At 44.0% G+C, this 16,391-nt stretch carries 8 protein-coding genes; 5 read left to right on the top strand and 3 right to left on the bottom strand.

The annotated features are described in order from the left end of the window. Position 1 precedes the first annotated feature (1 nt). From D328_RS0107815 to D328_RS0107795, 5 genes are all read left to right on the top strand, one after another. The gene (locus D328_RS0107815; protein WP_018884425.1) at positions 2-6,133 is read left to right on the top strand and encodes a hypothetical protein; all 6,132 of its coding nucleotides are present in this window, start codon (positions 2-4) and stop codon (positions 6,131-6,133) included. 502 nt (positions 6,134-6,635) lie between these two features. Beyond that, positions 6,636-7,589: a tyrosine recombinase XerS gene (xerS, locus tag D328_RS0107810; protein ID WP_233426174.1), complete on the top strand. Its 954-nt coding sequence runs from the start codon at positions 6,636-6,638 to the stop codon at positions 7,587-7,589. Between the two features lie 806 nt (positions 7,590-8,395). Beyond that, on the top strand, positions 8,396-9,232 hold the full coding sequence (locus D328_RS0107805) for an alpha/beta fold hydrolase (protein ID WP_018884423.1): 837 nt from the start codon (positions 8,396-8,398) through the stop codon (positions 9,230-9,232). 418 nt (positions 9,233-9,650) lie between these two features. Beyond that, positions 9,651-10,112 carry a nuclear transport factor 2 family protein gene (locus D328_RS0107800; RefSeq protein ID WP_018884422.1) on the top strand — a complete coding sequence of 154 codons (462 nt, stop codon included), beginning with the start codon at positions 9,651-9,653 and terminating at the stop codon, positions 10,110-10,112. A gap of 113 nt (positions 10,113-10,225) precedes the next feature. Next, positions 10,226-10,696, top strand: coding sequence for a DinB family protein (locus D328_RS0107795; protein ID WP_018884421.1), 471 nt, complete (start codon positions 10,226-10,228; stop codon positions 10,694-10,696). Positions 10,697-10,874: 178 nt separating this feature from the next. On the opposite strand, the gene D328_RS0107790 is transcribed toward D328_RS0107795, so the two are convergent. The 3 genes from D328_RS0107790 to glyA form a co-directional block, all read right to left on the bottom strand. Continuing rightward, complete coding sequence (locus D328_RS0107790) at positions 10,875-11,885, bottom strand: AraC family transcriptional regulator (RefSeq protein ID WP_018884420.1); 1,011 nt, start codon at positions 11,883-11,885, stop codon at positions 10,875-10,877. A gap of 105 nt (positions 11,886-11,990) precedes the next feature. Further along, entirely contained in the window at positions 11,991-14,780 is a 2,790-nt protein-coding gene (locus D328_RS0107785) for an alpha-L-rhamnosidase (RefSeq protein ID WP_018884419.1), read from the bottom strand. A 170-nt stretch (positions 14,781-14,950) separates the two neighbouring features. Next, positions 14,951-16,192, bottom strand: coding sequence for a serine hydroxymethyltransferase (gene glyA / locus D328_RS0107780; protein ID WP_018884418.1), 1,242 nt, complete (start codon positions 16,190-16,192; stop codon positions 14,951-14,953). Positions 16,193-16,391 lie beyond the last annotated feature (199 nt).

Below are 16,391 nucleotides of genomic sequence, written 5' to 3'. Positions count from 1 at the left end.
CGTGAAAGAAGAATTTGCAGCGCTTGGGCAGTTTATTACTTCAGATGAGCTGGATGAATCCCACTCTGTCGAAGCTACGGTTGATAAGATGGAGGAAGTATTTGGACCTGCCGGTGACTCTTTCCCGGATAATCTAAAGTATGACCCCAACAGCGGATGGATTGCCGGGCTTAAGTTTAAACCCCTTCGTTATATCCACTTGGCCGCATTGTTCCAGGATCTGCATAATCGCTACGGGCTTTTTATCGGACTCGATAATGATGGAATGGCTGGTCCGTTCAAGGGCCTGCAGGCAGAAGTGCAATATGAGAAAAGAGAAGGGGCCCCAGGCCGTTTTTCCGGAGCAATTCAACTTCCCGACGCGCAACGTTCAACCGATATGGGAGCCGTAAAAATAGTCATTCCGGAGGTTTCCTTCGATTTGTACCGTAACGGGGACTTTAAGATAGATATCGGATTCCCGGCAGGCCTTGATTTTTCGCGGTCTCTTTGCATTGAAGCGCCTCCGTATATCGGCTGGGGAGGAATTTACTTTTCTCGCAAGAGTAATGAAACCTCGGCATATGCCAATGTCCCCGAGGTTAAAGAAGATGTAGGCCGCTTTGAATCCATCATTGAAGCGGGAATAGCCGTAAAGCTCGGTTACGGTAAGTCATTCGGACAAGGGATTCTGGAAGCGGGTTTAAGTATTACTGGAATTGGCATTCTTGAGGGGGCTATCGCCACATTTAGATCAGCTGGTGACATTTCGAAACACGACAAATTTAACTGGTACAAGGGCGTGCTTGGACTGGCGGGGAATATTTTTGGGCGAGTGGATTTGGAGGTCTTAACGGCGGAAATCGATTGTGAGGTAAGCACCACCGCCAATTTAATCATGGAGGCCTACAGAAGCTCAGATATTGTTTTTGATTTCAATGTGGACGCTTCGGGGGAAATTGAAGTCAACTTCGGATTCACTAAAGGAAAGATAACGAAAGAGTTTCATGAACATTTTGAAATGGACTTTACGATGGGCGAAGATCGGCCCGAAGACGCTCCTTGGTATAGTCCTGCTCTATTGTTGGATGCACCGGAATTTCAAGATGAAGATAAATTGGTCTGGAAGCGGGTTTTCCCGAAAAGCGGAAAAGAGAAAATTTCGCTGTACTTCTTGCCGCATCTGTCTATTCGAGACGAAGGGGGGAACAAAGATGCTCAGTGCGCAGCTATGCTATATATGTCTGCTCCGGGCTCCGAGGCAACAGATCCTTCTTTTTCGAAGTGGATCGAGGGATTATTTCTATGGGCGGTGAATGCGTATTTATTAGGCAGGGACACGAATTATGACGAATTAATGAGTCAGAACATCAGTGGACAGCAGCTGAAGAATATTCAAGATTTATTAATTAAGGACGGGATTTCGCAATCTCCAATTGATTATGAACAACATATCGTCCCTTTTCTAAATGATTATTTCGAATTTCATGTATGTCCCCCCGAGGCAGATGACTGTACGGAAGACCCTGAGGCAGAGATACAATCGTTCGTATTTTTCCCAATGCTTCCTGATTTTAAGTTGACCCTGGAAAAAACGAAGAATGATGGAACGATTGAAGATGACAAGTGGGATTATGACAAAAAAATGCCCCGTTCGAAACAAAACATCCAAAAAATAAAGAACTATATGTACAAAAACATGGCGGATCAACGAACGAATTCCCAGCGGAGATATGACGAATCTCTTCTACAGCCAAGCACGAGTGTATCAGCCCGTTCAAAGACGATGTGTGTGCACTGGATGCAAGACGCGGTAACCCTGGTCATTAAGTCAATCATTAACTTTGCTGTGAGAACCATCGGCGATAAAACGGAGCGTATAGAAGTATTTATCAAAGAATTATTGGAAGCTAAAACGAATGATAATAAGACGACTCTCGTATCCAATCTGGCCGCCATGAAATCTCGGTTTGCGCTGTTTGGACTGCGCGTCACAGAGGGGGGTACCCAAAACTCCATTTACTCCGAAATCGGACAATTATTTGCAATCCAACCGGATGAAATCTCGAAATTAAAGTTTACCCTTGAGAAGGGAAACAAACTAGCGGTAAAAATGAATACATGTACGGAACCTCCTGGAGATGAAGATAAGCTGGAGGTCACTTTCCCGGATTGCGAACTCCAACGTATGCGGGATCTGTTGGATGTGGCAGTTCCATCGCCCGATCAAGAATGGCCCTGTATTCGACCGCTTCGGCCTTATGCCGAAGTCCCGCAATCCTTCCCGGCCAAGCCGGGAGCTAACTGGAGTATTTACTCCAGACAAAGTAAGGGTCTCCATGTATTCTCGGCCGCGCTGGGACGCAGGCTTATAAGTAACGACCCTCCTTTACTAAAGTTGTGCCGCAGAGATCAATTAGAATGTAAGGAAATACAACGCTCGGAATATGATTTGGCAACCTTCGTGGAAGTCAAGCTGGTCAAGACACAGTATGACAACCTTTACGAATTGCGCGGTGCAACCGGCTATGGACAAAAGCTTCTCGAACGACTGGCTCGAAAACTTCCGACAGGTCACTTTCCGGCGGATGAAGTACACTTGAAAAGCGTTCATATCCTGCATTGCGACAGCCAGACAAGCGAATGGGTTTCCCATGATGAGCCCGTGATGATTTTCCGGAGCAATCTGACGACGTTCAGTGAGCCAAAAGATAGTGAAGGACTAACTCTAACCAATAGTAATAATGTACTGGATATCTTTTCCTCTTCGCTATATAAAAGCGGAACCGTAAATTCCGGCGGGTTTTATTTAAAATATATATGCAGCGAGTGGTCCAATTACGGGAACGGCGATGTCTTCGAGGCTCAGCTCCTATTGAGCTACAGCTCGCTTGCGACGCTCGCCCCTTACATGAATGCAGTAGTTACATCCGAACCTGTAACGGACAAGCCGGCCAGTTATTTTTTCCTGGATGAGTTGTTATACCAAAAGGTGCCTATACTCCAGCCCGGTCATGTAGGTTTGGAAGTATATCGTCCGCATCCTGCTCCAACTCCGCAGGGTTCGTTCGATCCGGCCACCTATCTCCGCCGGATGTTTCATTTGATCGGTACGAAAGTAGAAGGAAACGGAGTATTTGACGATCAGGATGCTGCAGATGTACCCATTGCGCCTGTGTCCGTCGTTAATGTACTCCCATGTCCCGCGAATACAAATTCCGCCGAACCGGAGGAATGGCGGAAGTACCGTTCCGTGCTGCGCATTGAGAATATACCGCCTGTATCTGGCCCAGTAGTTGATTGTCAGGAACCCGAATATGATCCGTATTCCCATATCGGGGAGAACTTGCGCCTTAAGCTTACTCCCCGGGACGGATTCGGGAATGTGCTTGATAGCTGGAGTACGCATTATGAAATGCCCATTCTGTACCGGGATTTTGTCGTTCCGGTTCATCAATGGCCGGGAACAACGATGGCATACCGTTTGGAGAAAGGCATGTCGTTAAGCATCAGCCTCCATTTCGATCCGCGGGAGCTGACGGACCCGGAAGTGGCCCAAGATATTTATGCTACGGCATATCATCATATATCGCGCACTGATGTGCAGGCATATATAAGTTCCTCGATCGGTAATCATCAAGTCACGGTAACGACGGATTTGAAACAATATGCTCTGGAATGTTGGTGCAGCCTGAGGTCAATAACGGCCCCAAGCCCAATTACAACAGTATTATCTGCAACAATTGACGTGAATTGGGACATTAAAGAGCCCGTTTTTGAATTCAGCGTGGATCTGTCGATCAAACGAACCGAAGCGAAGCTAATCGATCCGGAGCTCATGAGCATTCCTGAAGCGAAAAACGGATACAGCCGAATTGCTCACGAATCCGTAACCCAATTGACCGCCCAGCCCGGTCAACCTGGAGCTTATGTTCAAGACAAGCAAACTTTGAAGCAACTGGCCGATGTGATAGAGGAGAACCAAAAATACAAATTAGCCCGGGGAGCATGGATTGAGGGGGAGGATGCCAATCGTTTGTGGATAGTCGGCATCGGTGAGCACGGCAACATCAAAATTGAGCTGCAAACCGATACGTTCCTTTACGCGGCGGCCCCTTTAGAAACCGTGAAACATAAACGAAGCTTTCTTGTACAAAACTATGATTCATTCGCGGAGCCGGGAGAATCCGTTAGTGATCCTACCCTTTTTGCCGAGCAAGAGGCAGATTTGGACCAATGGACATTGGAAACGTTTGAGTTTATCGATGAAATGCTTCGACCGCCATTTCTTCAGGTTATCGGGGAGATCGATCAGGGTCTCACTTTAGAATCAATTCTAAAATGCAAGGAAAAAAACGCAAATTCGTTCACAAGTAATGTCAACCACCTAGGGAAGTTATTAAAAGAGTCAAATTCCAGTCAAGATGACTTAGCTGCCGCCCGGAAACGTTATTTGGACGCCATGCTCGTTCAACTATCCGCTTCTTACGATCAAGACACGATTATACAGCAGCCGGTACGTGTCGAATTAGAGAGCGGAGATCCCGAACTGATGGAATCCATTGGATTTTACGGCTTGATTGCGGCGAATGTTACCGGGATAGAGGAGAATCCAGAGCAACCAAGTAACACAAAGGTACAGGCTTCTTTTTCTAAAGCCAAGCTGCCCCTGTCGGCAGGGATGAACCTGTTGTCGTACTTGTTCAATGTCAAAGATGCCGGAGGATATTCCAAGTATATGGCGGAAGGAATTACTTACAAGGTGAGTCATATCGAACATGTCGCAACGGATGAGAAGAGGTTCAAGTCCTCTGCCTGGATTAAGTTAGTCAATCCTTATGAACTCAAATTGGGGGATCGAATGATAATTGTTATGCTTAAAGGACATCCCGTCCCTCCTGAATTAACGCGGCACGAATGGTCCGCTCCGGAGGACTCGAGTAATTTGGAAGAAGTCAGAAAATGGGACTATACCTTTGGCTACAAATTAGGACACGACGCACCTGCCCAGGACGAAATGAAATACGAAATCGAATGGAATGAAGACGACTCGCCGGTTCACTTTACTGCGGATGACAATCTTGCGCAAGCGATGGCCCAGCTTCGGCATATAATGAAAGATATCCGAACCCATATGCTTCTTGACACGGGCAAAGAAAAAGCAGCCGCTTGTTTGCTTAAGGCAGTTCAAGGTATCGCGGACAGCTGGTTGTCAAGGTCAAAGCGACTTCCTAAGACCAAATCGTCCGGTTTGATCACTACATTTCATACATGGTCACGAATTGTTGATCAAGCCGAGGCGGAGGATGGGAATTCAACATTGGAAATAGTACTTGACTCCGTAACCGGGCCTATCCCGGCCTCGGATATCCAGATTCGGCTTGCCGGATATCAGTCCGAAATAACATCGAAATCTGATGATCGTTCGATATTCCGATTTTTCGTCGAAGAGACGTTAAACGACGCGACAGTCAAGCGGTATTTAACGAATAAGGAAAAGCTTTATCTGGCGGACATAGAACAGACAGTTACGATTACCGGGATCGATATTCTTAGCATTCGGAGCGCTCGCGCTTCTTTGTATAAGACTCGGAACGAGTTGTTGCTTAAAGGCAGTTCCACCTACCAAGAGGCTACGGCAGAAGCGTTTGTGTATCGTACTCCCAAAGTGATGCCTGCTGATCCTGTAGCCCCTGTTATTAAAAGCAATGCCGGCATTGATATTTCGGCGTTAAAGTCAAATACATCGATCCGAACGGTGGAGGCCCACATTCAAACGCTGCTCCAGGAATTGTTCAAACCCGGGTCGAATGAGATTTATCCTTGTACGCTTGTTTGCTCGGCCGTTTATCGATACCCGTATTTATGGGTACAAACAACCCGCCCCTTAATGGATGAAGGAGATGAGGCGGAGGTATCTATCCCGATTTGCTTGAAGCACCCGTTCCTTTACACGGATGATGATGTTTCCGTAAAAGCATTTTGCAGCGAGCTTGAGTATTGTATGAATAGGGAGGACGGACCAATCGGGGAACAAGGAAAGTTCGTAATCAATCTCAAGGTTTACCCTCACCAACAAGAGGCTACCAATACGAAGTCCGTTCTGTCCTTGGGTAGGCTTGAGCTCCCATTGAATAAAATTAACTTAAATTAAATGAACATTTTAGATCTGAAAATAAGGTGATTAATGAGATGCTGATGTCCTCTGAAGGGCATCAGCATCTCATTTAATGTATTATTTAAATTGTCGAGGACAAGAACATAGTCCTAGTGCTGGCTAAATATTAGTCTAAGTAAAACTAACAAGATCTAATGCAGATTGCCACAAAAGTATCATTTATAGAAATCCTTAAGACATTATCGTCAAAATAAGGGGTCATTTGCCTAGATTCATAACAGTTGTAGAGTGACATAAATCCCCCCTTCTAATCAACGATAGGGTGGATCGTCTACACTTAGTTGGACAGTTAAAAAAAGGCTTGTAGAATTAACCTATCGAGTTAATGATCGGATCTCCGCAATCCTGAAACGTCAACGAAATACGTTTACAATCGAGTTCAGAAAAAAATGGTGCAGCTTTATGAAAACAGGGAATCTTCCCCAATACAGAACATCTCAATTTGAAAATTATTAGACTCAAAGATGTTGAGTTCTTTATTTGTCAAGCGTTTGATCTAGGGTGGACCCCGAAAGTTAAAGAAAAATCGGAAAATTATGCTGCTGATAGCCGTAAAAATATAGGTTTAGAAACTCTGGAGAAATTGACGGTCAGGGAGATTGAGAATTTTCTATCTTTTCTCGAATATCAGTTGAACAACTCCAGTCATACGATAAACCGCAAATTATCGGCTCTCAAATCATTGTTTGATTATCTACAAAACAAAGCAGAAACCTCTGAGTTGAAGCCATATATATTGCGTAATGTTATGGCGAAATTGGTATTCAACACTGTAAAAGAGACTCAAGAAACCATTGCGAATCGGATTGAAGGGAAAATCCTTAGAGAAGATGACTTTGAGATTTTCCGACAATTTGTTGCTCATGACTATGGTGTAATTAACAAAGAAAACAAACGACTTAAACATTTTCATGAATTTAATCGTGAACGTGACACGGCTATCGTCTCTTTAATCTTGGGATCAGGTTTACGATTGTCAGAAGTCGCTGGCATAAATATAGAAGATCTAGACATCGTTAAAGGTCAAGTTCAAGTATTGCGAAAAGGTAACAAAGAACAGTATGTGTATTTTAGCAAGCAAGCATTGTGGGATTTAGAAAATTTCCTTAAGGTCCGAGAAGAACGATACAAAGCAGAGAAAAACGACAATTATTTGTTTATGGCAGCACCAGTTGGTCGTAAAGGAAAAAGCCGACGATTAACAGCTAGGTCTATTGAGAAGTTGATTGAAAAGTATGCCACAGCCTTTGGGAAACCGTCTTTAACAGTTCATTCATTGAGACATTCGTTTGCTACAAGATATCACATGGAGAATAATGATGTTCCAAGATTGAAGAATCAATTAGGGCATTCATCCATACAAACAACAATGATTTATACACATTTAACAAATGAAGAAATGCGAAATGCAGTTAATAATATGGATAAATAAGACACAAAGCATAAAGGAGTGTGAACTATCAGACTAGAATAGAAGAGCTTTTGACACAAATTCCCCCTTGTATTAAGCGTTAGTGACACAAAACCCCCATTATAATCGGCGGAATGATACAAACCTAACCCAGTGAATGTAAATTCGATCAAATAAATGATATCATGTTCTGTAACGCTGTTAATAAGGGGAAGTTTGTGTCAATAATAAGGGGGGAGGTTTGTGTCAATTTAGAAAGGGGAAGTGAACTCTTAAAAGGCTCTGTGCCAATCTTAATACATATGTACAAAATACGAGTTTTGTGAAGAAGTAGTAAAAAAAAGCACAGTCCAGAATTCTTTCTGCACATTTGTCTGCTTAATTTCAACTTATTGCATTATTGAACTTAAGGTTATTTAAATCCATTTTATTGACCCCGCTTTGCTGTCTTCAAATCGTCATCTGATAAATTTTTGTTGAATAGTATATATCATCGTTGTTTGTGCTATGTGAATGAACTAGTTGATCCTTCAGTTTTGGAACATCATTGGTAGCCTTAATAAGGCTATCTCTTTTGACTGGCTGCGATATTAACTTGCAACTATAAACCAATCGGTTTATACTAATACAAACGGTATAGAAAGTGAGGAAATTTAATGAACAAGCCCCCCATTCATGTTTCTGAGCCAGACTAGCGCCTCACATTATTACAAGTGTGCTGATCTCCTAATAATCACTTCAAACGGAAGTGATTGGGTTAAATTGACAATTGGAAATTGCATATGTAAAATTTAAACGAAAATATAAATGTTAACGGAGGGATTTCCATGGCTAAAGTAAATGTAGGCGAAGAGAATGCGCAACCAATTGAACTGTATTATGAAGATCATGGTGCGGGAAAACCCATCATCCTGATTCATGGCTGGCCTTTGAGTGGACGATCTTGGGAGAAGCAAGTTCCTGCCCTGATCGAAGCGGGCTACCGTGTTATCACATATGACCGTCGTGGATTTGGTCAGTCCTCCCAACCTTGGGATGGTTATGACTATGATACCTTCGCTTCAGATTTACATAAATTGATTTTGCACCTTGATCTACGCGATGCCACACTAGTCGGATTCTCTATGGGTGGCGGCGAAGTAGCACGTTATGTGGGAACATACGGAACAGAACGCGTGTCCAAAGCCGTATTTGCAGGAGCAGTTCCTCCTTATCTCTATATAACCGAAGATAATCCTCAAGGAGGATTGGATGATGCAACGGTTGCAGAATTCCAAAATGGGGTAAAAACGGATCGTCTAGCATTCCTGGATGGTTTCACAAACAACTTTTTCGCTGCAGGAGAACGTACAGACCTCGTAAGCGAACCATTCCGTATATATAACCGGGATATTGCAGCTCTGGCTTCTCCTAAAGGTACATTGGATTGTATTGCTGCCTTTGCCCTTACCGATTTCCGTCAGGATCTGGAGAAATTCAATATTCCAACGCTGGTTATCCATGGTGATTCGGATGCCATCGTGCCTTTGGAGGTGAGTGGACAACGTACTCATGAATCCATTCCTGGCAGCCGTCTGGTGGTTGTCGAAGGTGGACCACACGGCTTTAATGCCACCCACCCTGATCAATTTAATGCAGCATTGATTGAATTTTTGCAGGGTTAAGTTTATTTGCAGGGTTAAGTTTAACTGAACTCAAAATTTATCAAACAGCACAAAGTGAAAAGAGCAGAACGCCCCTCCTTCATATGGGGCGTTCTGCTCTTTTCATTATTACATATGATCTGTTTACATAAAATGTATGTAGGGCCCCAATTAGAGTAACTAAAATTCTACAATTCATGCATAAGAGGCATCGAATCCCTAATGATCGTTGATATACAAAAAGATCCACTATGCATAAGATAGTAGCTACTTGGTACATTATGAATATGAACCGATTCGACTTTTGAGAGAATCCTTAAAAGAAATGGTTTAAAGTTCTGAAGGAATAACCTTTTGTACTGGACTTGGAATATTAACTTGCACTTATAAACCGATCGGTTTATACTAATACAAACGGTACAGAAAGCGAGGAAATTTAATGAACAATTTAACTCCCCCATTCACTCTTGAAACGGCAATCCAAAAAACCCGTATGGCAGAAGACAGCTGGAATAGCCGAGACCCTCAGCGCGTCTCACTTGTATATACTGAGGATTGTTATTGGAGAAATCGGAGCGAATTTATCACAGGCCGCCAAGAAATTGTCTCTTTACTAACTAGAAAATGGGCCAAAGAACTGGACTACCGACTTATCAAGGAACTTTGGTCATTTACGGATAACCGTATTGCTGTAAGATTCGCATATGAATGGCATGATGATAGCGGTAATTGGTTCAGATCGTATGGGAACGAGAATTGGGAATTCGCTGACGACGGCTTGATGCAGCGTAGATTTGCTTCGATTAATGACATGCCCATCAAGGAAGAGGAACGGAAATTTCATTGGCCTCTCGGCTCGCGTCCCGCTGAACATCCAAGCCTAAGCGATTTAAACCTGTAACCTGCACTGTTTTTGAAAAATCTGACGTAACTCCTCTCGTTACTGAGGTCTTTCGTGAGTAGGTTATGAAGGTGCATCCTTTAATAAAGTGACTTTATGGGAGGTTCAAAATCTTGAGTAATTTTGTGGTAGATCAATTGGGATTTGTTCGCCGTCAAGCAGTTGATTATGTGAGGAGCATAAGTGAGTCTGCCGCGGAAATTATTCCAGCAGGATTGAAAAACAATATAAAATGGAATCTAGGCCACATGTATGTTGTACATGAGAAGTTCGCTTTCCAACTTACTGGGGAAGAAACTAGATATCCTACTAATTTTAGCAAGTTGTTTGATCCAGGAACTAAACCTTCTGACTGGGATATAGACTCTCCAACGATGTCTCAAATAACTGACTTGTTAATTGAACAAATAGAACGGGTTGAATCGGTACTTTCAAGCAAATTGAAAGAAGAAATCAAACCTCATTACAAGTCGTCTACAGGACTTACCTATACAACGGTAGAACAGTTACTGGGTTTTCTGATTTATCATGAGGCAATGCACTTTGCGACAATTAAAAATATCAAGAGCATAATTAACAGTTAGGATTAGTAGTGCTATCCCCATTTCTTTCTTTTATGTATGCTTGCCATGGGTGCTATCCGATAGAGCTCAAGTAATGGAAGCAATCGGTACAATTCTTGTCCTTGGGTTGGAACAAGAATTTGTACCGATAAAATAAAAAAACCGCTATAATAGCGACTTCAATGGGAACATGTTGGAATCATTCATTTCTATTTTCTTTCACCGCTTTGTTCCGAATGGTCTGCGGAGTGGCTCCGTAAGCCTGTTTGAACTTTTTATAAAAAAAGCTCATGCTTTCATATCCAACTTGTTTAAAGATAGCTTCAAACGACAGCTGCGTATTTACGACTAATGAATAAGCTGCGTTCAGTCTGATGTTCGCGATCATTTGCGTGTACGTTAGACCGGTTACTTTTTTCAACTTATTACTCAAGTACGTACTGTTATAGTTAAATTGATCCGATAATTGCTGCAAGCTCAGGTCCCTGTAGTGCTCTTCCATGTAATTTAGAATGGCCGTTATGTTGCTTTCCTGTTCATTCAATCGAATGTTGTGCTCGCTCTTCAATACGCGAACCAATTCTCCAAACACAATCTGTAAGTATGACTTCACCAATTCCATCGAATCATCATGCTCTGAAAAGTATTCTATCAAAATTCTTCGCAAAATGTATTGCAGGTTCTCGTGACCCTGTGAATTGAAAATAATGAAATGATCATGGTGTTGATGCTGCAGCACTGAGTTGGCTAGAAATTCACCGATTACGCTTTTTTTCTTCGACAACCGTTGCAGGAACAGCGAAGAAATCGTTTCCCTTTGCAATAAAATATTGATGAGGATATCGTTCTCTCCTAGAGGGGCGATGCTATGAGGTACATCCCGATCCAGAACGCACATCTGGCCTTCCTCAAGCCGAACTTCCCTCCCTGCTATGATCTGGTTGCATGTCCCGGAATATACATAGTTCAACTCGATGAATTCGTGCATGTGCTCCAACATCGGAGCGAAGCGGTTGTGCTTGTTGATGAAAATATCGTGTTTATCAAAGAAAAACGATGCTGGCATGCGATAAATGTTTCGCTGCATGTCGAAATATCGTTCATCCTCCGATTTTGCAGAAAGGTCATTGAAGACCTCATTGTTCTGTTGTTGCAGCAGTTCAATTTCTGTTTTGGTTCGCAGCAACTGATCCAGATCTTGAAGCTCCACTGATGTCCCTCCTACGACGATAATGAAAAAACGGGCAGCACCGGTCCGCCCGTTGATGAATGTAATTTTTAAATGATGCCTAGTCTCTCCTCTAGTTTACGCGATTTAGCTTAAGGATGCACGTCTGGGATGCTGAACCTGCTGTTGGTACTTATAATTGAATTCGTATTGGCCGGAACCTACCGTAAATGACAATGCGTGCTCTCCACTTTCTTGGAAAATTTTATCGTTCCCATCAGCCCCCATTGTACTCGCCAACTCCAGCGGAATGCTTACTGGCGGGTTCGCAATCGAAGGATATTGCTTAGCAATGGTCCGCTCCAATTCGTCTCTATCCACTACACCTGGTAGCGTGATGTGAGCTGTTGTATTGTGAGGGATATGAACCCTACACCGCATTTCTTCATTCTCAATTTGCCAATGAACCTTAAGGGCTCCATACGGTGTTTCCAATTCACCATTAGCTGACGTTAAGTTCACGGGTGGTTTGGGTGCTATACGTGATTTTTTGTAGCCTGCTTCAATCAGGTCAATTCCCGTAATGTTCCGGTACATGAAATCGCCGACTGAACCATATGAATAGTGGTTGAAAGAGTTCATCGCCGTGCTCCAAAACGATCCGTCCTCCTTGATGCTGTCCCAGTGCTCCCACATCGTTGTTGCTCCCCGTTCAACTTGATAAAGCCATGAAGGGTAATCATTTTGGAACAATAGTGTATAGGCTACATCTGCATAGCCATGATCGGATAAAACCAAGCAAAGATACGGAGTACCGACAAAACCGGTATCCAGATGCATATTTTTCTTTTCAATAAGACTGACAAGCTCTTGAATGACCTGCTTTTTATACGGTTCAGGCACCAGATCGAAATACAAGGCGATAACCTGCGCAGTCTGTGTATTCGAAGTGAGCTGGCCTGCATCATTAAAATATCGGGTGATAAAAGCAGCTTTAATGCCTGCATGTAACGATTGATAGCTTTTGTAGTCGCTATAACGATTGAGCAGCTTCGCCGTTTGAGCTACGATCTGCGTTGAATACGCAAAGTATGCCGTCGCAATCAATGTTCCGTCCGTTGCTCCGAAATAGCTTCCTTCCTCACTGTCCAATGCCAGCCAGTCCCCAAGCTGTAATCCGGTGTCCCACAGATACTCTTCGCTTCCTTGTGTACGAATATAATCAACCCAAGCTCTCATACTATCGTATTGCTGGGCCAAAATCTGTTTATCCCCATAACACTGATAGATCGTCCAAGGACAAATGACGGCCGCATCGCCCCAAGCTGCTGTCGTTCTACTTATGCTATCTGCAAAGGTTCCCTTGAGAACGTCTGGAACAACAAAAGGAACTGCCCCGTCTTCCATCTGATTGTAAGCCAGATCTCTTAGCCATTTGCGAAAGAAGGACGTTGTATTCATGTTGAAGCTGGCCGTTCTCGCAAAAATTTGCGCATCCCCCGTCCAGCCCAGCCTTTCGTCGCGCTGCGGGCAATCCGTTGGTACATCTAGGAAGTTCCCTTTTTGTCCCCACACGATGTTATGCTGCAGCTGATTGAGCTTCGGGCTGGATGTCTCGAACGTGCCAATTGCCTCCATGCCGGAATGCAGGACAACACCAGTGAAATCTTCAATGCTGATCTCGTCCGGGAAGCCCTCAAGCTTCACGTATTGAAAGCCTTGGAACGTAAAATGCGGGCGATACGTCTCCGTGCCTTTTCCATTACAAATATAGGTAATCTGCTGTGCTGCATCCCGAATGTTATCCCGATAGAAGTTACCGTCCTGATCCAGCACCTCGCCGTGAACCAGATTCAACACCGTACCGGCTGGTGCCTTAACTTTAAATTCCAGCCATCCCACCATATTTTGGCCCACATCAAGTACCCGTTCACCTTTAGGGGTTCGAATGAGCTCAACGGGCTTGAGACGATTCATAATCCGCACCGGCTCGTTCTCCTGAGCGACGAGATGACTCAAAGGAAATGATAAGACTTTCATCTTTTTCCGTTCCATTGTCCGTTCGTTGGTGGGATAATCTTCCTCTTCCAATAGTTCTAGCCTCGCATCATAGATTTCACCGTTATAAATATCCGACATGAGTATCGCAGAGCCCGTTTCCTCCCATGTGGCATCTGAGCAGATCCATTCAGTACGACCATCTTCATAGCTGATTTTCATTTGCAGCAGCAAGGCATTCGTATCCCCGTAAGTATCTTTACGTTTTTGCCACCCCAGATAACCACTGTACCAGCCCTCACCCACCGTCGCCGTAATTCGGTTATGCTGCTGACCCATGAGATCCGTAACGTCGTACGTCTGCACCTGGACACGATTATTATAGTCCGTCCATCCCGGGGTGAAGTACACATCGCCCACTCTTTGCCCATTCAACTGCAATTCATACAACCCGAGGCTAGTCGCATACATGACGGCTTTGCTAACCCTGCCCTCTACCGAGAAACTTTTCGTTGTTGCAAATGGTGCCCGCGCCTGAAAGCCCTCATGTATGCTTCGCTCCTGGACAGTGATCCATTGTGCTTTCCAATCCCGCTCATACAATAAACCCATTTCCCAAAATGCTGCATCACTCCACGCCGACTCTTCCGGCTCCGCGTCCCCCGCCCCTTGGGCCCACACTTTGACCCGATAATAATATCGTTGCCCAGATTCCAATGGGGGCCCTTCATATGGAACAAGAACGGATTGCTCCGAATAAGTGAAATGGTTCCAGAGCAGCGAATCGAATTCACTATCTAAAGACACCTGTAGCTGAAACCGTTTTTGGGTGACATACATCTTATCCGATTCGATATGCCAGCTTAATCGTGGCTGCAGGCAGCCTAGTCCAATTGGGTTGTTGAAATGTTCGCATCGAAGCATATTCACGTTTAGCATGGTAACGACCTCCCCATAGTTCTCTTGCTTAGCTATCTTAATTAAAACGTTTCCAAACGAGGGAGGTCAATGTTCTATCTCTGCATGTTTAGTGCTTGATTTACAGGTAAGGTGAAGCTTCTATAGGCTTTTGAGGGATTTTAAGGGTTCTAAAGGCTTCTAAAAAGCTTCTAAAGGCCTTCATATAAAGGGAATTTTGACGTCATTTCCTGTACACGCCCCGCTACATTCTCTTTATTCTTCAAGCTTTTTGGATTTTTAAAAACAAGACTGATTAATTGTGCGACCTCTTTCATCTCCTGGGCTCCAAATCCTCTAGATGTCATGGCGGGGGTACCAAAACGAATACCACTCGTTACTAATGGGCTTGCTGTATCATGAGGTATTGCATTTTTATTAGCAGTGATCCCTATTTCATCAAGTAAAGTTTCTGCTTCCTTCCCAGTCAATCCAGTAGGACGTAAATCAACCAATACCATGTGGTTGTCTGTTCCACCTGATACCACGGTCAGCCCTTCAGCTATTAGTGTGTCAGCCAATACTTTTGCATTCTCTAGGACTTGCTCCATATACGTTTTGAAATCCGGCTGCGAGGCTTCACCTAACGCCACTGCTTTTCCAGCGATGACATGCAGCAGCGGACCACCTTGTGACCCGGGGAATATCGCTTTATCAATGGCTTTTGCCCATGGTTCCTGACATAAGATGATTCCTCCTCTAGGGCCACGCAGTGTTTTATGTGTTGTTGTTGTGACGAATTGCGCGTGTGGTACTGGATTAGGATGCAGTCCGGCTGCCACAATACCGGCAATGTGAGCCATGTCTACAAAAAACAGAGCCCCGACTTCGTTCGCGATTTCTGCGATTCTTTCAAATTCGATGATTCGCGGATAGGCACTTGCACCTGCGACGATCATCCGTGGTCGATGCTGAAAGGCACTTTTTCGAACCTGGTCATAATCAATATATCCCGTTTGTTCATCAACCCCGTAAGGCACAAAGTTATAGAATACTCCTGAAAAATTCACTGGACTTCCATGTGTAAGATGACCGCCATGAGATAGATTCATACCTAAGATGGTATCTCCTTCCTTAACTGAAGAGAGATATACGGCCATGTTCGCCTGAGAACCTGAATGTGGCTGCACATTAGCATGATCTGCACCAAAGAGCGATTTCGCACGTTGGATGGCAAGCAGCTCCACCTGATCAACATAGTCACATCCGCCATAATACCTTTTACCAGGATAACCCTCAGCATATTTGTTAGTCAGGACACTGCCTGTAGCCTCCATAACGGCTCGGCTCACGAAATTCTCAGATGCTATAAGTTCAATTTTATTCCGTTGTCGTCCAAGCTCTTTTTGGATCGCCTGAGCTATTATTGCATCCTGTTGCTCCAAATGGTTCATATGTAACTTCCTCTCCGTTCCTTTTTTGAAAAGCTTCAGCCCTTGACACCCCTCTGAATATAGATTCAGTTGTGTTGCTACAGCTTGATGCCGTTGCGGATGTAATGATCGCTATGCTAGTATATCAATCAATGGATTGGCAATGAACATCCATAATTCATCTCTTCAAGCAATCCATAAATCCATGAAGCAACCGGTG

The organism is Paenibacillus massiliensis 2301065 = DSM 16942 (genome assembly GCF_000377505.1).
In the GTDB taxonomy this organism is placed as follows: domain Bacteria; phylum Bacillota; class Bacilli; order Paenibacillales; family Paenibacillaceae; genus Paenibacillus; species Paenibacillus massiliensis.
This window is presented reverse-complemented; position numbering and strand designations above follow the sequence as displayed.